The sequence below is a fragment of the Bradyrhizobium sp. USDA 336 genome, assembly GCF_044908355.1.
GTDB classification, from domain to species: Bacteria; Pseudomonadota; Alphaproteobacteria; order Rhizobiales; family Xanthobacteraceae; genus Bradyrhizobium; species Bradyrhizobium yuanmingense.
Window position 1 is genome coordinate 1770288 of the sequence record NZ_JBIYDC010000002.1, and the last position, 22265, is coordinate 1792552.

General features: G+C 63.2%; 21 protein-coding genes and 1 pseudogene. 6 read left to right on the plus strand and 16 right to left on the minus strand.

What is annotated here, in order from left to right; translation table 11 throughout:
• Positions 1-25: 25 nt before the first annotated feature.
• The 6 genes from ABIA45_RS09170 to ABIA45_RS09195 form a co-directional block, all read right to left on the minus strand.
• Positions 26-1006, minus strand: a complete 981-nt coding sequence (locus ABIA45_RS09170) for an ABC transporter substrate-binding protein (RefSeq protein ID WP_404651778.1) — start codon at positions 1004-1006, stop codon at positions 26-28.
• 92 nt (positions 1007-1098) lie between these two features.
• The gene (locus ABIA45_RS09175; protein WP_404651779.1) at positions 1099-2991 is read right to left on the minus strand and encodes an ATP-binding protein; all 1893 of its coding nucleotides are present in this window, start codon (positions 2989-2991) and stop codon (positions 1099-1101) included.
• An 84-nt stretch (positions 2992-3075) separates the two neighbouring features.
• Positions 3076-3360 carry a hypothetical protein gene (locus ABIA45_RS09180; protein WP_275502014.1) on the minus strand — a complete coding sequence of 95 codons (285 nt, stop codon included), beginning with the start codon at positions 3358-3360 and terminating at the stop codon, positions 3076-3078.
• The gene (locus tag ABIA45_RS09185; RefSeq protein ID WP_157284337.1) at positions 3357-4142 is read right to left on the minus strand and encodes a DUF2092 domain-containing protein; all 786 of its coding nucleotides are present in this window, start codon (positions 4140-4142) and stop codon (positions 3357-3359) included. Before ABIA45_RS09185 ends, ABIA45_RS09180 begins: the two co-directional genes overlap by 4 nt.
• Before the next feature lie 180 nt (positions 4143-4322).
• Entirely contained in the window at positions 4323-5558 is a 1236-nt protein-coding gene (locus ABIA45_RS09190) for an HlyD family secretion protein (protein ID WP_404651781.1), read from the minus strand.
• Entirely contained in the window at positions 5551-5976 is a 426-nt protein-coding gene (locus ABIA45_RS09195) for a hypothetical protein (protein WP_404655635.1), read from the minus strand. The genes ABIA45_RS09190 and ABIA45_RS09195 overlap by 8 nt, the downstream gene beginning before the upstream one ends.
• 160 nt (positions 5977-6136) lie before the next feature.
• On the opposite strand from ABIA45_RS09195, the gene ABIA45_RS09200 reads away from it, so the two are divergent.
• Both ABIA45_RS09200 and ppk2 read left to right on the plus strand, forming a co-directional pair.
• Complete coding sequence (locus ABIA45_RS09200; RefSeq protein ID WP_025035470.1) at positions 6137-6589, plus strand: hypothetical protein; 453 nt, start codon at positions 6137-6139, stop codon at positions 6587-6589.
• Positions 6590-6600: 11 nt separating this feature from the next.
• The gene (ppk2, locus tag ABIA45_RS09205; protein ID WP_404651783.1) at positions 6601-7401 is read left to right on the plus strand and encodes a polyphosphate kinase 2; all 801 of its coding nucleotides are present in this window, start codon (positions 6601-6603) and stop codon (positions 7399-7401) included.
• Between the two features lie 43 nt (positions 7402-7444).
• On the opposite strand, the gene ABIA45_RS09210 is transcribed toward ppk2, so the two are convergent.
• The 6 genes from ABIA45_RS09210 to ABIA45_RS09235 form a co-directional block, all read right to left on the minus strand.
• Positions 7445-7879 carry a hypothetical protein gene (locus tag ABIA45_RS09210; RefSeq protein ID WP_404651784.1) on the minus strand — a complete coding sequence of 145 codons (435 nt, stop codon included), beginning with the start codon at positions 7877-7879 and terminating at the stop codon, positions 7445-7447.
• Positions 7880-7894: 15 nt separating this feature from the next.
• On the minus strand, positions 7895-9190 hold the full coding sequence (locus ABIA45_RS09215; protein ID WP_404651785.1) for a TrkA C-terminal domain-containing protein: 1296 nt from the start codon (positions 9188-9190) through the stop codon (positions 7895-7897).
• On the minus strand, positions 9165-9596 hold the full coding sequence (locus ABIA45_RS09220; RefSeq protein ID WP_404651786.1) for a hypothetical protein: 432 nt from the start codon (positions 9594-9596) through the stop codon (positions 9165-9167). Before ABIA45_RS09220 ends, ABIA45_RS09215 begins: the two co-directional genes overlap by 26 nt.
• A 19-nt stretch (positions 9597-9615) precedes the next feature.
• Complete coding sequence (locus ABIA45_RS09225) at positions 9616-12369, minus strand: decarboxylase (protein WP_404651787.1); 2754 nt, start codon at positions 12367-12369, stop codon at positions 9616-9618.
• 136 nt (positions 12370-12505) lie between these two features.
• A complete protein-coding gene (locus ABIA45_RS09230; RefSeq protein WP_404651788.1) occupies positions 12506-14209 on the minus strand; it encodes a SulP family inorganic anion transporter in 1704 nt (567 codons plus the stop codon).
• Positions 14206-14886, minus strand: a complete 681-nt coding sequence (locus ABIA45_RS09235) for a YoaK family protein (protein WP_157284503.1) — start codon at positions 14884-14886, stop codon at positions 14206-14208. Before ABIA45_RS09235 ends, ABIA45_RS09230 begins: the two co-directional genes overlap by 4 nt.
• Before the next feature lie 132 nt (positions 14887-15018).
• Here ABIA45_RS09235 and ABIA45_RS09240 point away from each other — a divergent pair, with 132 nt between their 5' ends.
• From ABIA45_RS09240 to ABIA45_RS09250, 3 genes are all read left to right on the plus strand, one after another.
• Positions 15019-16707, plus strand: coding sequence for an aspartate:alanine exchanger family transporter (locus ABIA45_RS09240; RefSeq protein WP_404651790.1), 1689 nt, complete (start codon positions 15019-15021; stop codon positions 16705-16707).
• 67 nt (positions 16708-16774) lie between these two features.
• Positions 16775-17602, plus strand: coding sequence for an alpha/beta hydrolase family protein (locus ABIA45_RS09245; protein WP_404655637.1), 828 nt, complete (start codon positions 16775-16777; stop codon positions 17600-17602).
• A gap of 23 nt (positions 17603-17625) precedes the next feature.
• Entirely contained in the window at positions 17626-18210 is a 585-nt protein-coding gene (locus ABIA45_RS09250) for an invasion associated locus B family protein (RefSeq protein ID WP_404651791.1), read from the plus strand.
• 14 nt (positions 18211-18224) lie between these two features.
• On the opposite strand, the gene ABIA45_RS09255 is transcribed toward ABIA45_RS09250, so the two are convergent.
• Both ABIA45_RS09255 and ABIA45_RS09260 read right to left on the minus strand, forming a co-directional pair.
• On the minus strand, positions 18225-18593 hold the full coding sequence (locus ABIA45_RS09255) for a response regulator (protein WP_404655638.1): 369 nt from the start codon (positions 18591-18593) through the stop codon (positions 18225-18227).
• 171 nt (positions 18594-18764) lie between these two features.
• Positions 18765-19389: pseudogene (locus tag ABIA45_RS09260) on the minus strand (response regulator transcription factor).
• Between the two features lie 304 nt (positions 19390-19693).
• Here ABIA45_RS09260 and ABIA45_RS09265 point away from each other — a divergent pair.
• Positions 19694-20377 carry a helix-turn-helix domain-containing protein gene (locus tag ABIA45_RS09265; protein WP_036039435.1) on the plus strand — a complete coding sequence of 228 codons (684 nt, stop codon included), beginning with the start codon at positions 19694-19696 and terminating at the stop codon, positions 20375-20377.
• A gap of 57 nt (positions 20378-20434) precedes the next feature.
• Here the strand turns inward: ABIA45_RS09265 and ABIA45_RS09270 are convergent, their stop codons facing one another.
• Together ABIA45_RS09270 and ABIA45_RS09275 are read right to left on the minus strand one after the other, a co-directional pair.
• On the minus strand, positions 20435-20887 hold the full coding sequence (locus ABIA45_RS09270; protein WP_404651794.1) for a potassium channel family protein: 453 nt from the start codon (positions 20885-20887) through the stop codon (positions 20435-20437).
• A 26-nt stretch (positions 20888-20913) separates the two neighbouring features.
• Complete coding sequence (locus ABIA45_RS09275; protein WP_404541182.1) at positions 20914-21975, minus strand: AI-2E family transporter; 1062 nt, start codon at positions 21973-21975, stop codon at positions 20914-20916.
• Between the last annotated feature and the right edge of the window lie 290 nt (positions 21976-22265).

The window sequence follows — 22265 nt, forward strand, 5'->3', positions numbered from 1 at the left end:
CTGCTGCAGCGCAAAGATCGAATTATCATTCGATCAGCTCGGCATCCAGCAGAAGCCGGTTCGGCACCGTCAGGCCGAGGGCCGTGGCGGTCTTCATGTTGATGACGAGCTCAAACCTGGTGGCAAATTGCACCGGGAGAGTGCTGATATCGGCACCGCGCAGGAGGCGGTCGACATAGCCGGCGCCATCACGAAATTGCTGGGTGAGATCTGCACCATACGATATCAATCCGCCATTCGACGCGTAGAATCGGACTGCGAAGATGGCAGGCACGCGCCGCTGCGCCAGCAATGCAATGGCCATCGTGCTGTGGGTTCCGAAGAAGCCGCCATCCGGCAGCACGACGAGGCCGCCGCCTGTGCGCGCCGCCGTCTCGATCACTCCCGCGATCTCCGGACCGCTGCGAACGCTCGCACCGGCGATCTTGATGCCGAGACGGCTTTCCATCTGGTGCGCCGCTTGAACATAGAACGGTCCGTAGGGTGCCGATTCCGGATTGAACAGCAGGGCCGCATGGCTCATTCCCGGCACCATGTCCTTCAAGAGGCCGAGCCACTTCCCGCTCATCGAATGCTCATAGAGCGAAAAGCCGGTCAGATTTCCGGCCGGCCGGGCCAGATTGGCGACAAGCCCCGTCCCTACCGGATCGGAAAGCCCCACGAAGACGATCGGAATGCGCTGCGTTGCATCGCGCAGCGCCCGTGTTGATCCCGTACTGGTCGAGAACAGCACGTCCGGCGCCGCGGCGACGAGCTCGAGCGCCTCCAACTTCTGGCGCGCCGGATCGGGGCCCGGCCAGCGCACCTCCAGGCGGTAGTTCTGGTTGGCGACCCAGCCTCGATCGGTGAGACCCTGCTGAAAGGCATCCACGCGCATTTGCGCCCCGGGATCACCGGCGACATTGCCCGTCAGCACGCCGACGGCGGGCATTCGGTCCTGGGCTTTCGCCAGGACCGGCAATGCAGCGGCAGCACCAACCAGCCTCATGAAGTCACGACGTCTCATACGCCTCACGCTCGCCCGTCGTACTTGTCATGCGACCGAGAGAGAACGGCTTCAGCGTCGTGATGTTTGATCAAGATCAAGATACCGCCCGCTCAGCGAGCGGTCGGAAGCCTGATCGTGAACAGCGCGCCGCCCGCAGGCTGGTTCGCCGCGGCGATTGTGCCGTGATGGGCCTCGACGATGGTTCTGGCGATCGCGAGGCCCATGCCCATGCCGTGCGGTTTGGTCGTGAAGAACGGATCAAACAGACTTGCGAGATCGGAGGCGGGTATTCCGGGCCCGGAGTCGGCGATCCTGATCTCGGCCTGATTGCCGGTGCTGAGCGTCGACACGCTGACCTCCCGCTTTCCGGCGTCCGCATCGGAAATCGCATCCATTGCGTTGATGATCAGGTTGAGAATGACCTGCTGAAGCTGGACCGGATCTCCCTTGACGTGAAGGCCGACCAGGGCCGGCACATAGCTCAACGTGATCCGGCGCCCCTGAGCGAGGGCCTTCACGAGATCGATTGCTTCGCGCACCGTATCGTTGAGCCCGATGGTCTTGATCTCGAACGGGACCTTTTTCAGGATGCTGCGCAGCCTGCGGATCACCTCGCTCGCCCGTTGGTCGTCCCGTCTGATGTCGGCGAGGATCTGCTGGATCTCGACCAGATCCGGCTGGGCAGCCTTGAGCATGAGCTCTGCCGTTTCGGCATTGGTCAGGATCGATCCGAGTGGCTGGTTCAATTCATGCGCGATCGAGCTCGTCAGCTCGCCAACGGCCGAGTAGCGGTTGACGTGGGCGAGTTCCGTCAGCCGATGGCGCGATTCAACTTCGGCAACCTGCCGGCGGCGTCGCTCGTGCAGGAGCCCGCTGATGAGCCCGGCCTGGACCAGGAACACGGCCGCGATCATCAGCATCTGCCAGTGATAGCGCTGCCAGATGCTCGGCTCGCGAAACAGGATTGCGCTTCCCGGCGGCAGACGACTCTCGCTGATGCCCCAGCGCTGCAGCTCCCGCCAGTCGTAACGCGGCGCGGCGAAGGCGATCGGCTCATAATTGATGCTCGCCGGTTTCGCGCCGCCGAGAATGCCGATCGCGGCGCTGACGGTCCGCGACGTCGTTTCCCCAATCAAGTGCATCGGTCCTCCGACCGTGCTCTCGCCGAAGAACGGCTCCTGGTAGGAGAAGATCGGGGCGTTCGCGACGGCATGCAGGCTGCGCAGCGCCCAGTCGCTCTCATAGACCACCCCGGCCGCATCGACGGACATCAGCCCCCAGAACAGCGCGGTGTGAGCCGGAAGCTTCGATGAGCGCTTCAGGATCTCCTCGAAGGACAAATCCGAGTACCAGACGAGTTCGATCCGCTCCGCGAGAGGTTTCAGCTCCCGCTTCAGCTCCTCCGTCCAAAACCTCTCGAGCGGCGAGGCTCCCACGACGATCGCAACCGATTTTGTATCAGGCAGGACCTGAAGAATGTTGTCAAAGGCCGCGACAAAATCGTTGCGGACGGCCACCACGACATCGTTGTCGCAGAGGTCGGTGCGATTAATCAGCCGATGCTCGACCACAGAGAGGATCAACGGCGCATCGGGGAACAGCCTGGCGCGATATTTCTGCGCAAACCGGGCGGCAGGCGCGCCGATGCTCAAGACGATGTCCGGCATCGCACCTTCGTACAGCGAGTGCAGATATTCGACGAAGGGCGCCTCGGGACCAGGGTTGTTGAAGCGCGCGGTGAGCAGCGCGTGCTCCTGGATATCGAGCGGCCAGGGCGATTGCCGCTCGAGCTCGGCCTTGATGTCGCGCGCATACTCGCTCCATGGCCGAAACTCGCGACCGAAGGAATGCAGTACCAGCACACGCTTGAGCTCGCCGCGCCGGCTCCGCTCGACCGCATCGGCTTGCCCGGCCGAGAGGCACTCGGCCACGAGCAGGCCGAGACATAGGAGCGCGGCAATGAGCCGTGGCTTCAGCCGGTCTATGCACGCGCCCCCGCTCATGCTGCACCCTCACAGCTTACGGCAGCTGCTTTCCAGGCAATTCTAGCTGGAATCGCGCCATACGGACAGCCCCCGAGGCGGGCCTCAGCAGCGCGTGACGACGCGGCCATAGGCGTCCACGACCTGCGCGCAGGAGGGCGCATAATAGGCGCCGGCCGCCCCCGCCGCGGCACCAACCGCGACCGCACGGCGCGTCGTTCGACGCGCGACGCCGGCATAGCTCATGGGCGTGAGCGGACGGCCCACCCTCGCCTGCGCCTCCGACAAGAAGCTGCTCTCGCCGATGCCAGGTGAACCATTCCAGGACAGTCCGGCAGCAAAGGCGACCGTTGCGGCCGCGCCGATCAAGGTCTTTCGCAGCATGATCATTTCTTGGCTCCTGTCGGTGTGCCCGGGGGAAGTTCGTCGAATTCGGCCATCGCGACCGAGTTGATCTCGATCTTGGTGGCGCCTGCCGGCGGCTTGAACACGAAGGTATCCTCGGCAAACGCGTCGGTCTTCCAGTCCCTGGTCCGCAGCGTGTATTGCGGCGCGCCCGTCACCGTCTTGCTGGTGATCACGTATTTGCGCGGCACCGGCTTGGCGCCCGTCTCGATCCAGATCTGCCAGTCGGTCTCGGGCGTGCGAAATGCGAGGTGCTCGCATTCGACCCCGTCGACCACGCCCTGCCCGATGTGCTTGCCGTCGGTCGCCGTGCCCATCAGTTCCTCGAATGCGTTGGTGAGCAGCAGATCGGTGCCGGGCATGCCGAGCCCGGAATGGGCCTGCATCTCACCGATCATCTGGTCCACCGTGCCTGCCAGCTCGGCTTGCATGTAGGATTTGGCGTCGTTGCCGTAGAGCGAGACGGTCTTGCCGTCATAGACCAGCTCGACATCCGCATAGCCGCCGGTGCGCCTGACGCGGAGCTTGTCGGGCCTGCCCAGCCTGATCTGCCCGGAACTCGCGAACTGGATCTTCTGAAGCTCGGGCGTGATGATCTCGATGTCGCTGTCGAACGAAGCAGACAGGGTTTTCTGGCTGGTCAGATAGTCCGTCATCGATTTCAGGATCTTGGCCGGATCATCGGCGTGCGCGGGCGAGATCGCCGCGAGCAGCAGAGCCGTGCCGATGCCAGATAATTTGGTACGAAGAATTGTTGTTGATCTCATCGCATATCCTCCTCGGATGAAGGACATTGAGATGCGTCGGCGATCGTCTTGCTTGACATGAGTCAATGCTTGCACACCTCCTCGCGCGAGTTCCTATCGCGCGGGACCAGCTCACGACGCCCGAAATGGCAGGCGAGGACGACTTTCGGCGACCACGTCTCGTCCGTCCTCTTCTCTCGTTCAATGCCCGCCGCTCAGCACGAGCGTCTGGATCGGCAGCAACAGCGCCTGGATCCGCAGCAGCAGCGCGTGCACGAGGCCGACACCGTCGACGACGTGCAGCGCGATCTTCCGGCTGGTCGAGGTGTCCTTGGCCGAAATCTCCTCATGGTTGCTGGTATAGGCATTCACGACGCAGCTCGAGCCGGGCGTGACGCCGTCGAGGCCGCCTTTGTAAAGCGGCTCCAGAAAGACCAGGATTGTGCCGGGTCGGACGGCATTCTGAGGATCGATGAGCTGCTCGCCGGTGCGAAACTGCCCGGCCGCGATATAGTCCTGCACCGTCGTGATCACCATCGGAATGATCACCCAGGGTTTCGAGATGCAGGTCGCTTCCGCGACCATGCCCTGCTTCATGACCTGCGCCTCGATCTGGCCGAAACCGGCCTGCAGTGCCTTGCGGCCCGCCCCCTCCGGAACGAGCACGCCGGCGGGACGCATCAGCTGGTTGACGACGTCGCCAGGGCGAACCAGGAACTGCTCGACGCGCCCGTCGACGCCGGCACGCACGGACGTCTTGTCGAGATCGACCTGGGCCTGGTCAAGCGCGGCTTCGGCGCTGGCCTTTTGGGCCGGCAGCAGAACCGAGACATGCAAGGACGCCGATTGCTTCGCGGCCGTCGCAGCATCGATGCCGGACTGGCGCTGGTCGACCAGCACCTGGAGCTTGTCGATATCCCGTTGCGGGACGATGCCCGGATTGCGACGCTGGAGTTCGCTCTTGACCTCGAGCTCGTCCTTGGCCTGCTGGTAGTTGGCTTTCGCCTCCCCGATCTGCGCCTCAGCCTTGATCACGTCGGCCTGCGCCGTCTGCATGGCGGCGTCGACCTCCGCGACCTTTCGCTTCGCCGTCTCGTAGGCGGCCTGCTGCTTCGAGGCGTCCAGCGTGAACAGCACATCCCCCTTCTTGACCGGCGCACTGAAGCCGACCTTGACCTCAGCCACACGGCCCGAGCCCTCGGGGAGAATCGGCACGGTACGGAAGTAGATCGCCGCCGAGGACGTGGACGGATGGAAATAGAAGATCATCGTGATCAACGAGATCGTCAGCATCAGGCAGGCCGTGATGCCCCAGCGCAGCTCGTACCACACCGAGAAGAAGGTGATTTCCTTGCCGAAGCGCTTGCCCTGAGCGTAGCGACGGTAGAGGTAGTCCGGCAGGATCGTGACAAGGGAGCAGATCAGCAGCTCAAGCATGACTGCGCTCCTTCTCCTTGGCGGGTCCCGCCTTGTCCGCGGGAGGCGGCGCGACGGCTGCCTCGGCCTGGACTTCCTCCGCATCGGAGGCCGGCGTCGCGTCGGCGATCTTCTCGACGGACCCCGCAATGCTGCGCAACGGCGTGCCGAAATCCGGAAGATCGATCATCGCGAGGAGCAGGCCGGCGATCCAGAAGATGTGCATGTGCGTGAACAGCGAGATCAGGCCGAGCACGGCAACGAGCTCGAACTGCAATTTCTGCGATTTGTGAGCCATGCGCTCGGGCAGGCTGTGCAGCTTCCAATAGAGCGTGCCGATCCAGAGCACGGTACCGATCAGGAATACGCCCATCACCACCATCAGCGTGTCGGTCCCGCTTCCCGGTGCGAGATAGAACGGCAGATGATGTGGGGCCATCGGATGAAGCTGCTCGCTCAAGCGTCTCTCCCGGTCAAACCGTGCATGGGCAGCACTGTGTTCGGGCATGTTCGCATTTGTTTGATTTGAGTCAAGGAACCGCGGCCGAGCCAACCTAGCGTCTGCAGCATGCTGATCGCGCAATCACCAGGAGCCGCCCATGCCCGGCCTAGACGATCTCATTCCCAGCGCCGCCCAGATTCGCAAGGAAGCCGCCCTCAAGGAGGCCGAAAAGGCGGATGAGTATGTGCGCCTTGCCGCTGCGGCCGAGGCCGAGAAGCGTGCCTTGATCGAGCGCCTGAGCAAGCCCTCCGGCAAGACCGAGGAGGAGAAGATCAAGCTCGCCTCAACCATCATCCAGCGCGCGGTGCGCAACGGCCTGACGGAAGTGCTGGTCTATCGCTTTCCCAACTCGCTGTGCACCGACAAGGGCCGCGCAATAAACCAGATGGAAAAAGGTTGGGAAAACACCCTGACCGGGATCCCCAAGGAGATCTTCCAACTCTGGACCGATTATCTGAAGCCGCGCGGCTACCGCATCGCTTATCAGATCATTGATTTTCCCGGCGGCGTGCCCGGCGACATCGGTGTGACCATATCCTGGGACGATTAGGAAGGAGCGGCATGCCCAAGGACGCAGCTGCGCAGCGGATGAAGCGGAAGGATTATGAGAAGGAGCTCGAGAAGCTCCAGGTCGAACTGTGTCACCTCCAGGACTATGTGCGGGAGAACAAGCTCCGCGTCATCATCCTGTTCGAGGGCCGGGATGCCGCCGGCAAGGGCGGCACCATCAAGGCGATCACGGAGAAGGTGAGCCCACGCGTGTTCCGGGTCGTCGCACTGCCCGCGCCATCCGACCGCGAGAAGACGCAATTGTTCTTCCAGCGTTATATGGAGCGATTTCCGGCCGGTGGTGAGATCGTGATCTTCGACCGAAGCTGGTACAACCGCGCCGGCGTCGAATACGTCATGGGCTTCTGCACCCCCGCCGAGCACGAGCGCTTCCTCAACCTGTGCCCGCAGATGGAGAAGTACGTCATCGACGGCGGCATCATCCTGATCAAGATCTGGCTCGAGGTCGGCATGGACGAGCAGGAGCGCCGTTTCAAGGCCCGGATCGATGATCCCGTCCGGCAGTGGAAGCTCAGTCCGATGGACCTGGAGTCGTTCCGGCGCTGGTACGACTATTCGCGGGCGCGCGACCTGATGCTGAAGAAGACCAGCACGAAAGACGCGCCCTGGTACATCATCCGGTCCGACGACAAGCGGAAGGCTCGGCTGAACTGCATCGCCCACCTCCTCGGCGCCATTCCCTACAAGCAGATCAAGAAGGATAAAATCAAGCTGCCGAAACGATCCGACAGGGGTCGCTACAACGACCAGGCTGGCCTGAAGGGTATGAATTTCGTGGCAGAGCGTTATTGAGAGGCGAGCGGGCTGCGCTGACGCAGCCCGTCGCCTGCTCCGATCACTTCAGACGGATCGTGACCCCGCCGACCGCGGCCGACACTTCCGCGCCGACCCTTGGACCGCTGAGCTGAAGGATCACGCCATTGGCGTTCTGCAGCTGTACGGCGCCGGCACCGGCGGCGACCGCCCCACCCGCACCGCCCACCGCGTAGGGGCCTTCGATCGACGCCGGCCCCTTCAGATTGAGCGCGCGGCCGGTGAACTTCGTCGTTGATGCTCCAATGGTGAGGCCCACGCTCATACCCGAAACCGTGAATGGATATTTCTTGCCCCGGTAGAGCAGAACCCCCTCTCCACCGCCGGCGCCGACGATGAAGCCGCCCTTGGTGAAGACGACCGCGACCTGACCGGTATCGGCACGCGCGGACGTGCCGGAGCCGGCAAAGGCGGCGAGCGAGGCGACCAGGACAGCGCCGGAGGTGAATTTTCTCATGATGCTTTCTTCCCCTTATTGAGCCAATATCATTGCGAAGTAGCCAAACACGGTGAGCAGGATGCCCGAGACGGCATAGGCGACCGGGAATCCGATCCAGGGTACCGTGCTCTGGATTTCGACCGCCGCTTCACGACACGGCCCGGAATGCGACCTGGCGCCGGCAACGCCGCCCATCAGCACGGCCGGGTTGATCTTGAAGATATGGAAGCCGATCGCCCAGACGATGAACGGAGGGATCGTGCAGGCGATGAAGCCGGCGATGAATATCTTCAAGGCAACCGCGCCGGTGAGTTGCGCCAGGAGTCCGGCACCCGCATTGATGCCGACAATGGACACGAAGACGACGAGCCCGAGATCCTCCAGCACGTTGCGCGCCGCATTCGGCGTGTTGCCGAAGAAGCGCAACCGCGACACGATCGAAGATACGATCACGCCGGACAGCAACAGGCCGCCGGCATTGCCGAGGCCGATCTTGGCACCGAACGCCGGGAATTCGATCCGGCCGATCAGGAACCCGAGGATCATGCCCACGGCCAGCGTCAACAGGTCGGTCGACGTGTTGGTCCGCGCAATGCGTCCCCACATCTCGCCGAGTTCATTGACGGCCGACTTGAGGCCGACCACCGAGACGATGTCCATCCGCTGCAGTTCGGTCTTGAGACCGGCGGCCAGAGGCACACCACCACGCTCGACCTTGGTGACTTGCAATTGGCCGGCGATCGCCGTGTCGCGGAAGGATTCAAAGGTCCGTCCGACCATCTCCTTGTTGGTGACAAGAATATCCGCCTGATCCATGGGAATGCCCAGCGCCGCGGTATCGGCCACCTCAGGCCCGATCAGGCCCATCTTGTCGGTGAGATGCTCCGTCGAGCCGCCGAGCGCGACGACGTCGCCCTTTTGTAGCACGAGATCGGGATCGGCTCCCTGTGGCTCGCCGCCGCGCGCCACGTTGACGATGCGGTACTCCGGATGGATCGAGCGGAATTTGGCGATGCTCATGCCGACCTGCGCCGTATTTTCCAGTCGATAGGCACGCAGACCAAACTGCCGATAACCGGTCAGGCCGCCGCCCTCGAGATCCTTGACGCCGAAGTCCTTCTCGTACTTTTTCGCCGCCGCCTTGGCATCGATGCCCCACCAACGCGGCAGGTATTTGCAAATCAGGATGATGCCGACAGTACCCCAGATGTAGGTGATACCGTAGGATAGCGCGATCATGCCCGTTGCATCCTCGGGCTTCATGCCTTCAGGCAGCTTGACGACACCCGAGGTGATGGCCTGTTCAGCCGAGCCGATTGCAGCCGACATGGTCTGCGAGCCCGCCAACATGCCGCCGGCGGCGCCGGGTCGGGAGGTCGAAAAGCTTGGCGAAGATGACGACCAGCGCGAGGCCGAGAACGCTCGACACCACCGCCAGGAACACGAACTTGATGCCGTCGCCCCTCAAACTGTTGAGGAAGGAAGGCCCGACCCGCAAGCCGACACCGTACATGAAGAGATAGTAGAACAAGCTCTTGGTGAAATTGTTCAGCTCGAGCTTCACGCCGTAGCTCGAAGACCAGACCGCGAGCCCGGCGCCCACGACGATGGCACCGGCGACCATGCCGAGGCCATAGCCCTTGATGCTGGCCCGGCCGATATAAACGGCGAGCCCGACGACGAAGAACAGCAACAGATACGGATTCTGCTGCAAGAACGTGAAGAACGCCTGCATGTTCGTCCCCTCTAACGGGTTATGACGCGGCCTTGAGCTTCGGCGTTGTCGTCGGCTTTGGCCTGCCTAGTTTGGCCAGTGCTTCGGTGCGGACGAGTTTCAGCCCTTCCTTGGCGTCGTAGCCATGGATCTCCTTCACATCGAGCTTGCGCATGAAGTCGATGGTCTCCTGGGTGATGACCTGCCCCGGCACCATGATCGGGAAGCCCGGGGGATAGGGAATCACGAAATTGGCGGAGACGAGCTCGGGCCCGGCTTTCAGCCGCCGGTCGATCTCGGGATCATTGAGGCGCATGTGCTCACAGCCCGCCACGTCATAGGCGGCATAGAAGCCGCTGCGGATGTCGCCTTCATTGGTCTTGGTGCCGGCATCGCCGCGGAAGCTCGGATGGAAATGCGAGAAGTTCGGCAAGTCAGGCACGTCGGTCATCAAGCTCTTGACCCGGGCTTCGAACGTCTTCTTCGCGTTGGCGCCGCCTTGCGCAAGTCCGCGATCGACCTCGCCCGCGATCTCGGCAAGGACGCGGATCAGATGCGCGACGTCGCTGCGGGTGTTGTTGATGTTGGATTGCACCAGCACCGAGTTGCGCGAGGTCTTGTTGACCTGGATGTTGTACTCGTTGGCGAGAATGCCCTTGAACTGCGTGCCGTCATAGCCGGCCATGCCGCACACCAGCGTCATGCGGGTCGGGTCGAGGCAGAACTCGTCCTCATCCAGGCTCTTCAGCGTATTCGCCCAGTTGACGCCGGGGGCGAGATAATCGGTGAAGCCGCTCTGGCGATACTGCGCCGGCACCATGACATCGGCGCCAAGAATGCGGAAATACTTCGATAGCAGCGGGTTGTTGTTGACGGCGTGGCGGATGGCGAGCGCGATCTCCATCGCATTAGCGACGAGGCCATACCCTTCCAGCTCCATCTGACGCCGCGAGATGTCGAGGCTGGCGATGAGCTGCTGGTTCGGGCTTGTCGAGGCGTGAGTAAAGACGGCCTCCTTGAACTGCTGCTCGACCGTGTGGAATTCGACGTCCTTGACCGAGAGCATGGAGCCCTGCCGGATCGCCGACATCGATTTGTGGGTCGAGTTGGTCTGATAGACGCGCAACCGGATCTGGCGTGGATCGGGAATCAGCCGCGTCTTGAGCAGCACTTCATCCGACGGACTCTTGCCGAGCTCGGTCTGCTGCTTTTCATAGGCCGCAACCGACTTCGGATGGTGCATCCAGGCTTCGATCTCGTTGGCGGCCCCCATGGCTGTGCGCCGGCGCAGGAAGGGTGAGAAGCGCGCGAAGCCGAACCAGGCTTCATCCCATAAGAAGATCAGGTCGGGCTTGATGGCGAGGCATTCCTCCATGACTCGGCGGGTGTTGTAGATGTGGCCGTCGAAGGTGCAGTTGGTGAGGTCCACCATCTTGACCCGGTCGAGCCGGCCGTCGGCCCTCGCGCTAAGCAGCGCCTGCTTGATCGTCTTCAGCGGCACGGCGCCATACATCGAATATTCCGTCATCGGGAATGCTTCGACGTAGAGCGGCTGAGCGCCGGCGAGCACCATGCCGTAATGATGCGACTTGTGGCAGTTGCGGTCGACGATCGCAATGTCGCCCGGCGCGAGCAACGCCTGCACCGCCATCTTGTTGGAGGTCGAGGTGCCGTTGGTGACGAAGAAGACACGATCAGCGCCGAGCGCACGAGCGGCCTTCTCCTGCGCTTTTTTAATGTTGCCGGTCGGCTCCAACATGCTGTCGAGGCCGCCCGTGGTGGCGCTGCTCTCGGCCAGGAACAGGTTCGGGCCGTAGAACTCGCCCATGTCGCGGATCCAGTCCGACTTGAAGATGGATTTGCCGCGGGCAATCGGCAGCGCGTGGAACGTCCCGATCGGTCGCTGCGCGTACTTCTTCAGATTGTCGAAGAACGGCGTATCGTAGCGATCCTGGATGCCTTCGAGGATCGACAGATGCAGCTCCAGAAGTTCTTCAACCGAATAGAAGATGCGGCGGACCACGCTGGCTTCGGGGTTTCCGGCGAGTTCCTCGACGTCGCGATTTGAGATCATGTAGAGATCGAGCTCGGGCCTGACACGCTTGATGATCTGGGCAAGCCGCAGCGCCGACGCGTCCGACTCGTCGTTGAGGCCTGCCGACGCCGCGATCGAGCGGAGCACCGGCGCGTTATGCCGCGAGCGCAGTCCAAAACCCTCGTTGATGATGACGGCGCCAATGTTGGGATTGAGCATCGTCGCACAGAAGGCGTCTTCGAGGCTGCCGACGATGACTGGCTCATAAATGAAAGCATCGACCGGGCGGCGCAGCTTACGCCATTCGGCGGCTAGCGCCGGCCATTGGCCAGGAGATACCCCGGTGACGATCAGGGTCTCGAAATAGGGCCTGCGTGTCGTATGTGCGCCGAAGGTCGGGGGAACCAGCTCGGGTGCATCGCCATTGCCTTCGTCCTTCGCGCTCCAGTCGCCGGCATGCTGGCGGAAGGATCGCGTCGCCAACGCCTGGGTGATCCGGGTCGCAAGAGCAAGCGACGTTGCCCCATCGCCGGCGGCCGCCGCTTCACGCAGCGCTGCCATCAATTGCAGGCCGGGATAGCCGTGAAACTCCTCAGTGACCGAGAGATCTGCCAGTGCTGCATCGTATTTTGCTCGGTCGCCGCCGCGAGCCCACGCCTTCGCAGCATCGACAAGATCACGCCAATCGTCAGCCCGTGCCCCCGGGCCCGAAAAGAACTGATCAATGCGCTTCTGTGTGGGCTTGGCGTCTTTGGACATGCGTCTCTCCCGATCCCTGAGGCGAAGGTTGATGAGAGGATCGTGGGTGCGGCGCCAAATGCACCATTGATCCAAGTCAACGGTCGCGTGCATTCTGCGCACCGATACGATGCCTTCGCGGCGCAACACGAGAACATCAGACCGTTCGTTGTGCGATGCTCGCCTGATCATCCCCGAGCAGGCTGTCGAGCGACCGCAGCCACTGGCCGCTGTCGGTCTTGTCCGCGAGTCCTTCGGCGCGCAGCAGGTCGCGGAGCTGCGCATGAGCGCCGACGATGCAGAAGGTCACCCCGCGTGACGCAAGTTCGTCGTAGAGATCGTGCAACATGCGCGCACCGGCCAGGTCGATATAGGGCGAGGCCGAGAGATCGCAGGCGACCAGCCGGACCCCGGGCGACCTCCGGAGCGCCGTCAGGACGGTGTCGAGGATCGTCTCGGCATTGATGTAGAGCAGCGAGGCTTCGGGCCGGAAAGCGATGATCCCGACCAGCGGCTCGATGCCCTCATGTCTGGCGCTATCCGAATATCGCCCGCTGCCGGGCAGGCGGCCGAGAAACGCGACATTCGGCTGCGAGGCCCGCGCCAACAACAGGAAGATCGAGGCGATCGAGGCCAGCAGAACGCCCTGCAGGATGCCGAGCAACAGAACGGAGATCAGCGCAATCGCCGCCGCATAGAAGTCGATCCGGCTGACCTGCCACATTCGCAGCAGGGCCCGGACGTCGACCAGCCTGTAGACGGCGGCGATGACGATCGCGGCGAGCACCGCTTTCGGCAGGTTGGTCAGCAGCCCCGTGAAGAACAGCAGGCACAGCCCGAGCGCCACCGAGCAGATCACCAGCGCCAGCGGCGTCCGCGCGCCGGCATTGTCGTTGACGGCCGATTGCGACAGACCGCCCGCGACGGGATAGCCATGGCCGAAGGCGGCGGCGAGGTTCGCCGCGCCCAGCCCCAGGAACTCCTGTCTAACGTCGAGCGCATAACCGTGCTTGGCGGCAAAGCTGCGCGCCGCTGATACGCCTTCGATATAGGCAAGCAGCACGCAGCCTGCCGCGAGCGGGAACAGGTCGTCGAATTCCAGCAGCCCGAATGTCGGGGGTCCCAGCGTCGGCAGCCCTTCCGGTATCTTCCCGGTGACGGGCACACCGAGGGCGAGCAAGCCCAGGAGCGTTGCCGATGCGATCGCGAGTGCAACGACGGTGATGCCGACGGGTTTTCCCGGCAGAAGCCGTTCGCCAAGCAGAAGCAGCAGCAGCGCGATCGCGCCGATGCCCAGCACAAGCAGATCGATGCCGCCGAGCTGCCCGGACAGCTTGATGGCGCGATCGAAGAAATTGTGGCCGCCGCCAGCGATGCCGAGCAGGCTCGGCAACTGGCTCATGATGATGGTGAGCCCTGCCCCCGCCTTGAAGCCGACCAGGATGCTGTCACTGACGAGGCGCACCAGCACGCTAAGCTTGAACAGCCAGGCAATGAAGCACAGCACAGCCACTGCAAAGGCCGTAAGGCTTGCGATCTGCGCATAGCGGACCGCATCGCCTCCCGCAAGGGCGCCGACCGTCCCGGCGATCATTAGGGAGATCGCCGAGGTCGGGCCGATCGCGAGCTGGCGCGACGCCCCAAACAAGGCATAGCCGATGCCCCCGAGCATGTAACCATAGACGCCGATCTGCGGCGGCAGGCCGGCGAGCGCGGCATAGGCGAGCGAGACCGGAATGGCATAGGCGGCGAGCGTGATGCCGGCGATCGCGTCGGAGGGCAGCCATTCGCGTCGGTAGGCCGCGAGCCATTCGGCCGGTGGAAAGAATCGCGTCCAGGTCGGGGCGGATGGCCGGTTCATCGCCCCTCCTCCGAACGGAACGCCTCGCAGCGCAGCAGCACAATCAACAGCGCCACCACGGGCAGGCCCAACGCGAGATCGGGGATGCTCTTGGTCGCAAAGGCACCGGCGGCGGCACCGAAGCCGAACACGGCGCACAATGCGAAGAAGATGCCCGAGCGGCGCAGCGCTCCCAACGGCGCACCGCCTGCTGCGACTGCGAAGACATTCTCGATGGCCTGACGCATATTGCCGGTGATCATCACCGTGCTGCACACAGTTCCTTCGACCTTGACGAACATCGCGGCCTGCATCGCCGCCACGGCGGAAATACCGAGCGTGCCGGCCAGATCGGGCAACCGATTATGCAGGATGCCGATCGCTATCAAGAGCAGGATCTCGATCAACGTGCTGATCGCGCTGGCCCGCTCGCCCGCTACGCGGCGCAGCCAGGCTGCAAGCACGATTCCGATCGCGAAAGCCAGGATTGGTGGCACAAAGTGCAAGGCCTTCGCCCAGTTGCCGGCCATCGCATAGACCCAGAGGAAGATCAGGTTGGCCGTCTGGGCGTTCGCCATCACACCGTGGATGATCCACGTATAGGCATCGATATAGCCGCCGGCAAAGGCGAGCAGCAGGACGATCCCGACCGTCTCATCGCGGCGGATCGCGCCGGCGGCGAGGTCCATGGTACTCATGTCGGAAAATTGGGCTGTCGCGAACATTCCATCGCGTCATAGGCGCCGCCACGTCGCCGCGAAGGCTTGATCTGGATCAAGCAACATCCCGCCGCCGCCAATCAAATCACGCCGAAGTGCCGGGGGAATGCCATGGAAACCGTCAGGTGGAGCATCGCCACCGCACCGGAAATTTTCCTGCTGCTCGCGATCGCGATCGGCACCATCCTCGGCCGCATCAGGGTTCGCGGCTTCTCGATCGGAACTACCGCCTGCATCCTGATCGTCGCCGTGCTGATCGGACAGCTCGGGAGCTTCACGTTCCCGCCGATCCTCAGGGCGATTCTGTTCAGCCTGTTCGTTTTCACGATCGGCTACCGTTCTGGACCGGAATTCTTCGCCTCGCTGAGCGTGCGGACTTTGGCACAGGTCGTGCTCGCGCTGGTGATCGGCGCCACGGGGCTCGTCCTGGTGCTCACCTTCGCTCGTGTCTTCACATTGGACACGGGGACAGCGGCAGGACTGACCGCCGGGGCGCTGACGCAATCCTCGGTGATCGGCACCGCATCCGGCGCGCTACAGCAGCTCGGCCTGCCGAGCGACGTGCTGAAGCAGCAGGAAGCCAACATCGCGGCGGGCTATGCCGTGACCTACGTGCTCGGCTACATCCTGACGCTCCTGTTCGTGCCATTCGTCGCGCCACGGCTGATGCGGATCGATCTGAAGGTAGAGGCGAAAAAGCTCGAGGCCGAGCTCGCCGGTGGTGCGCCACCAAAGGCGGAAAACCTGTCCTATCGCAAATTTCAGGCCCGCGCCTATCGCGTGTCGGCCGGCGGAGGTCGCACCATCGGCGCGATCGAGGCGGAGATCGGCAGCCGCACGGTCGTGGAACGCATCGTGCGCGGCGGGGCCGACATCAAGCCGCAGCAGGACACCGTGCTGGAGGCCGGCGACGACATTGTCATTGCCGGACCGACCGCCGCGATCGTTGCGGCCAAGCCGATAATCGGCGCCGAGATCGACGCCGGAGAGCTGCTGCGCAACCTGCCCGGCAATGTGATCGAGGTGCTCGTTGAAAGCCGCAAGTTGCACGGCCGCTCACTTCGCGAGATCGCTGACCGGCTTGGATCCGATGCGCGCGGCGTATTCCTGCGTGCGCTCACGCGCATGGGGCGGGAAGTGCCTCTCGGTCCCGACACGCGGGTCTATCTCGGCGACGTCATGACGCTGGTCGGCAGCACCAGCAATATCGCGCGTGCAGCGGCGCAAGTGGGACACCCCCTGAATACCGGCGATCGAACCGACATCGCCTATCTTGCCGCCGGCATCGCAGTGGGTCTTCTGGCCGGCCTTGCCAGCTTCAAAGTCGGCACTGTTGCATTGACGCTGGGTGGTGGCGGCGGCGCACTGATCGCCGGGCTCGTCTGCGGCTGGCTGCGGACGCGCAGACCCGGAATTGGTGCAATGCCGCCGGCCGCGCAGCAGACCCTGAGCGACATCGGCCTCGGCGGCTTCATCGCGGCGATCGGACTCGGCAACGGCCTTGCCGCCTGGTCGGCGATCCAGGCGCACGGTCTGTTGCTGGTCGGCATGGGCATCGTGGTCACGCTGGTTCCGATGACGGTCGGAACGCTGGCTGCTTACTATCTGCTGCGCATGAACCCCGTCGTGACCTGCGGCGCGCTCGCCGGCGCGATGACGGTCGATGCCGCCGTCACCGGCGCCTGCGACGTTGCCGAGAGCCAGACGCCGGTGCTCGGCGTTGCCGTCCCCTACGCTGTTGGCAATGTCGTCCTCACGGTGCTCGGCCCGATCGTCGTGGCCGCAACCTACGCAGGTTGAGGGGGCCCAGATGCGACGCGGACCTGCCTTGCTCCATTCTCTCGCGATCACCTTCCTCGCCCTCATCATGGCCGCATCGTCTACGCGCGCCGGGGACGAGGTCCGCATCCAGGAGGAAATCTGGGCGCTGCCCCTGCCGCTGCCGATGTTCGCCTATCTGGTGCGCCCGGTCGGCGACGGTCCATTTCCGCTCGTCATCATGAATCACGGCGTCTCGCTCGACGCGACCCAGCGCAGCCTTTTCCCGCTGGTCGAATTTCGCGACGCCGCCAAATGGTTTGCGAAGCGCGGCTATCTTGTGGTGGCGCCGGTGGGCAGCGGCTATGGCGCGCAAGCGATCGACATCCCCGAACGCGGGCTGTTCGGCCCGTTCTTCTCGAAAATCGGAAAGTGCACCAATCCCAATTTCCGTGATGCGGGCCTCGCGATCGCCCAGGTCGACCTCTGGATCATTGACTACCTGGCCGCCGAAAAGCGGATCATCCCGAAGGACGTGATCGTCGTCGGGCAGTCCGCCGGCGGCTGGGGCGCGATCGCCCTGTCGAGCGTGAACCCGCCGCAGGTGAAGGCCATCATTGTCTTTGCCGGGGGGCGCGGCGGACGGGTCGGCGGCAAGCCGAACAACAATTGCGCACCCGACCGGCTGGTCGAGGCCACCGCCGATTTCGGCCGCACGTCGCGCGTGCCGATGCTGTGGATCTACATCGGGAACGACACGTTCTTCGGTCCCGACTTGTCAAAGCGCATGCACACGGCCTTCCTCGCCGCCGGCGGCCGGGCCGAATATCACCTGATGCCGCCGTTCGGCAACGAGGGACATTTCTTCCTCGGTTCGCCGGATGCGGTCCCGCTCTGGTCGCCGTTGGTCGCCAGGTTTCTAGATGCGCAGAACTGAGTCCGGATTTCGGAGTTGCAGCGATGGCCCGTGCTCTTGATTGTCTCTCTGGCCTCCTGATGGTTGCAGCAATCGGGGCCGCCACGATCTCGAGCGTCGCCTCACCCGTGGCAGCGCAATCCGAAAAGCCCGCCGAGGTCGCAACACGCGGCCAGCGTGACGCCAACGACATCAGCTATGGCAGCTGGCAAAAACTGTGCTTCAGGGCTGGCGGTGCGCCCACCCTCTGCCGAACCTCGATCACTGGGCGCTTCCCGACCGGGCAGACCGCCGTGCGCATCGATCTGATCGAGCGGGAGGACGCGCCCACAGCCCGCCTGCAGCTGTTCGTGCCCGTCGGGATGTACCTGCAACAATCACCGAAATTGGCCGTCGATCATGGCGCCGCGTTTCGCGTTCCCTATACCTGGTGTCTCACCAATCTATGCGTCGCGGCGGACGTCGTGGCGCCGAAAATCATTGATGAAATGGAAAACGGTCAGACGCTTCTGCTCGAACTCGTCGATTCAAATCTTCTTGCCGTGACGACCTCGATTCCGCTCGCGCAATTTGCTTCCGCCCACAAGGGGGCGCCGACCAGGACGCTCGAGCAATATGTCGACGAATGACGGCCGAGGCGGAGCTACGAGACGAGTGCGCGCTCGACGGACTCGATCAAGGACTGAGCCGCAAACGGTTTGATGAGATAGGCGATGCAGCCTGAAGCAATCGCTGCGGCGCGGTTCGCCGGGCTGTCATTGCCGGTGACATAGATCACCGGCGCTGCGATGCCATTCTCGGCCAAGCTTCGCCGCACCTCGATGCCGGACCTCGCACCCAGATTGATGTCGAGGATGATGCAGATCGCCGTATGGAGCCTGCCATGATCGAGCAAGGCGCTATCAGAGTCGAACAGAGTCGTTGCGAAGCCGTGTCCCCGCAGAAGCCGGTCCATGCTGGTCCGCATGGACCGATCGTCATCTACGACAAAGACGGATTCGCGCAGGGGCAAGGCGATTTGCCTTTCTGGAAGACGCCGTTGGGATATTGGATTGCGAAGGCTCCGCATTCTGACGCGGTTATGTGTGCATCTTGCACACAGCTTGTCGCGCACTGTCAACACGCCTCGGCATTGTCCTTTGGGACAGGCGCATCGAGGGAACTTTAAGCCGTTCCAAAGCCGTCAGCGTTCGTCGGGATTGAGCATTCCGAGACGCTCTGCGATCGAAACGAGCTCCGCCAGCGAGCGAACCTGCATCTTCTCCATCACTTGATGGCGGTGTGCTTTCACGGTGCGCTCGGTGGTCCCCAGCTCATGCGCGATCTGCTTGTTGATCCGGCCGCGCACGATCAGATCAAACACCTGTCGCTCGCGCTGGGTCAGCGCGGCCAGATGACGACGAAGCGTATCAAGCCTGCTGGCCTGGGCCCGCGCCGTCCGCTGACTGGCCAGCGCCCGCTCGATGGCATCGAGCAGTTGCTCGGACGAAACTGGTTTGGTCAGGAAGTCTTCCGCACCGGCCTTGATTGCACGTACGGTCGTTGGCGTGTCGGCATGACCGGTCAAAAAGATGATGGGTAACATCGAACCGGATGCGACCAGCCGGGCCTGCAGGTCGGGACCGCTCAGGCCAGGAATCCGGACGTCGAGCAGGATACACCCGGCCTGCTCGTCATCCGATAGCGAGTCCAGCAGCTCCGATGCAGAAGCATATGTCGCCACCTCGTACCCCTGCGAGCTTCAGCCGGCGCTCGATCGCGGTCCGAAAGGACGCGTCGTCGTCAACAACGTGAACAAGGCCTGGCAACTTCTACCTCTCGCCCAACTCAATGAGGACGCTCGACGTCCTTCTCATTGTTCAAAGCGATCCTCACGTCTGAAAGTCGAAATATCTGCTTCGCAATTCGTCGCAGCTACCCTGCGCAGAGGGCTTCTCATCCAGCGCAGCAATCGTCCGTGCTGTCCTTTGGTACAATGAACCTTGGGACAATGGATAACAATACTTCGCTGGCCGAAAATCAACTTCGGCGGGAGTGGGATTGCGCGGCGCATTTCCGGCAACGTATTTCGTCTGACAGACCAATTCGGCGGAAAAGCTGAGGAGTTGGCCTATGTTCGTTCGCATCACGACGGATTCCACGCTGCGACCCAATACTCTCCGCGACCTCGGTATGGCAAGTCATTCAAATGCACTGGTCAATTTAAGCGAATTTTCCTACCGGAAAGGCTCCGAGATCTACGGCGAGAAGGAGCCGGCCGAGTATGTCTATCAGGTCAAGTCCGGCGCGGTACGAAGCTACAAGCTGCTGTCGGACGGTCGCAGGCAGATCGGCGCATTTCACCTCGTCGGTGACATCTTCGGGCTCGAGAACGGCAGCGAGCACCGCTTCACGACGGAAGCCATCGTCGATACCACGGTACGGCTGATCAAGCGCCAAAGCCTGGAAATCGTGGCCGAGAGCGATGCCATGGTAGCCAGAAACCTGCTCAGCATGACCACGAATAACCTCCAGCATGCGGAAGACCACATGCTGCTTCTCGGCCGCAAGACCTCCCTGGAGCGTGTCGCCGCGTTCCTGCTCGAAATGGACAAGCGCCTGACGGCTGCAGGCGTCATGGCGCTTCCGATGTCACGCCGCGATATCGCCGACTATCTCGGCCTGACGCTGGAGACCGTCTCGCGGGCTTTGTCGCGGCTGCATGAGCTCGGCGTGCTCGGCTTCATCGGCAACACCCAACGCCAGATCGTGCTGCTCGACCGGCACCAGCTCGCAAGCCTCGATCTGCAGCCCTGAGCCGGCGAAAGGCCGGTTCACGATCCGCAATGGTCGCGGTTGACCGACGCGACAGCATCAGGTGCGTGGCAGGTCCACGCCGGATTTTTCGGTGAGGCCGAGATGGTCGAGCGTCTTGAGCAAGACTTCGAACAGAATGGCGGCGGACCAGCCGAACAGCAGAACACCGTTCATGGCGGTCAGCGGGCCGAGCAGGCGCCATTCGCGCACCGGCGTGATGTCGCCGTAGCCAAGCGTGGTGTAGTTGACGAAGGCAAAGTAGAGCATGTCTGCGTCGGCGGCGGCCTGGACGACATGATAGGTCGCCGCCCACACCAGAATTTCGATCATGTGGGCGATCTTCAACACGACGGCGATCGTGATCATGACGCTCATGAGGTGCAATCGCGGTCGCTTGGTATGGCGCGGGACGGCACTGCGGGCGACGGTGACGGCGACCACCGTCACGAGCGCGTGTATTCCGATATTGATCACGCTGACGAGCGTGCCGACAAGGAATTGGAGCATCATCGGGGTGAACCACACCTCATTTCAGCCTAGGCCAACCGTGCCTCGATCGTTTCCTTTGCGACAACGGTTTCCTGATCGACCCGCGCTGACGCAGCGCGGTCGATTCCTGTCCATGCGGTCGCGAGCTCCCAGGCCACCGACAGGATGATCGGCCCAATGAACAGTCCGATGATTCCATGCGCGAGCGTACCACCAATGACCCCGATCAGGATGACCAGCGTCGGCGTCGTCAGGCCCCGCCCCATGAGGAGCGGCTTCAGCACGTTGTCGAGCAGACCGACGACGACCAGATAGACAGTCAAGAGCAGGGCGACGGTCACGTCCTTGTCCACCCATATCCAGACCAGCACGGGGAAAAGAACGGGGCCGGCGCCGATTTGGACAATCGACAGCAAGAGCACGACGACCGCGAGCAGTCCCGCGCTTGGGATCTCTGCGAGCTTGAAGCCGATGCCCGCCAGCAAGGCCTGAAGGATGGCGACGCCGATAATGCCCTGCGCGACGGCGCGTATGGTTGCGCCGGCGAGCTCGAGAAAGTGCTCGCTCCGGCCGGGCACGACGCGCAACAGGAAGCCGCGCAGCGCGGCGACGAGCTGCGCGCCGTGCGGGAGCAGAAAGCCCGCGACGATCACCGACAGCAGGAATTGGAGCATGCCAATTCCGGTGTCACCGGCAAACGACAGCATCACTCCGGCGAGCGGTTTCAAGTACGGCGCCACTTCGCGCAGCGCCGCACGGATGTTCGTGTAGGCCTCGTTCCAGATCGCGTAGAGCTGAGGACCGATCAACGGCCAGCTCCTGATCTGCTCCGGTGCGGCCTGGAGCGCGAGATCGCCACTGCCGATCTGGCCCGCAAGGTCCCGGATTCCTTCGACTGCACTGAGGCCGAGCCAGGCGGCGGGACCGATGACGATGCCCAGCGTGATCAGGGTGAGAACGGCTGAGGCTGTCCGGGGACGGCCACCGAGGCGTTGGGCGAGCCAGGCGAAGACGGGATGAAACGCCACGGCCAGCACGGCGCTCCAGCTCAGGATCGGCACGAACGGCCGGAGGACGACAAATGTCCAGAAGATCAGCAGCCCGAGCAAGCCTAGCCGGATCACGAGTTGGACAATGTCCTCCGCGGACAGAAGCTGGCGAAGCGTTTTCAAGGGTCGTTGCCTCCAGGCCGACGGACCGCTGCTGAGCAGCTAGCGGGGCGGCCCACCGCGGAGGCTTGATCCAGATCAAGCTCGCAAGTCACGTCAGCCTCGCTTGGTGGCGGCCTTAGCTGGAAGCCTCAGCTTGCACGGAAGGTCGGCTGGTGGGTTCCAGCGGGCGAGGATCGCCTCGGAATACATCATTCTGGGGATTCTGGGGCGTATTTCACGCCGATCAG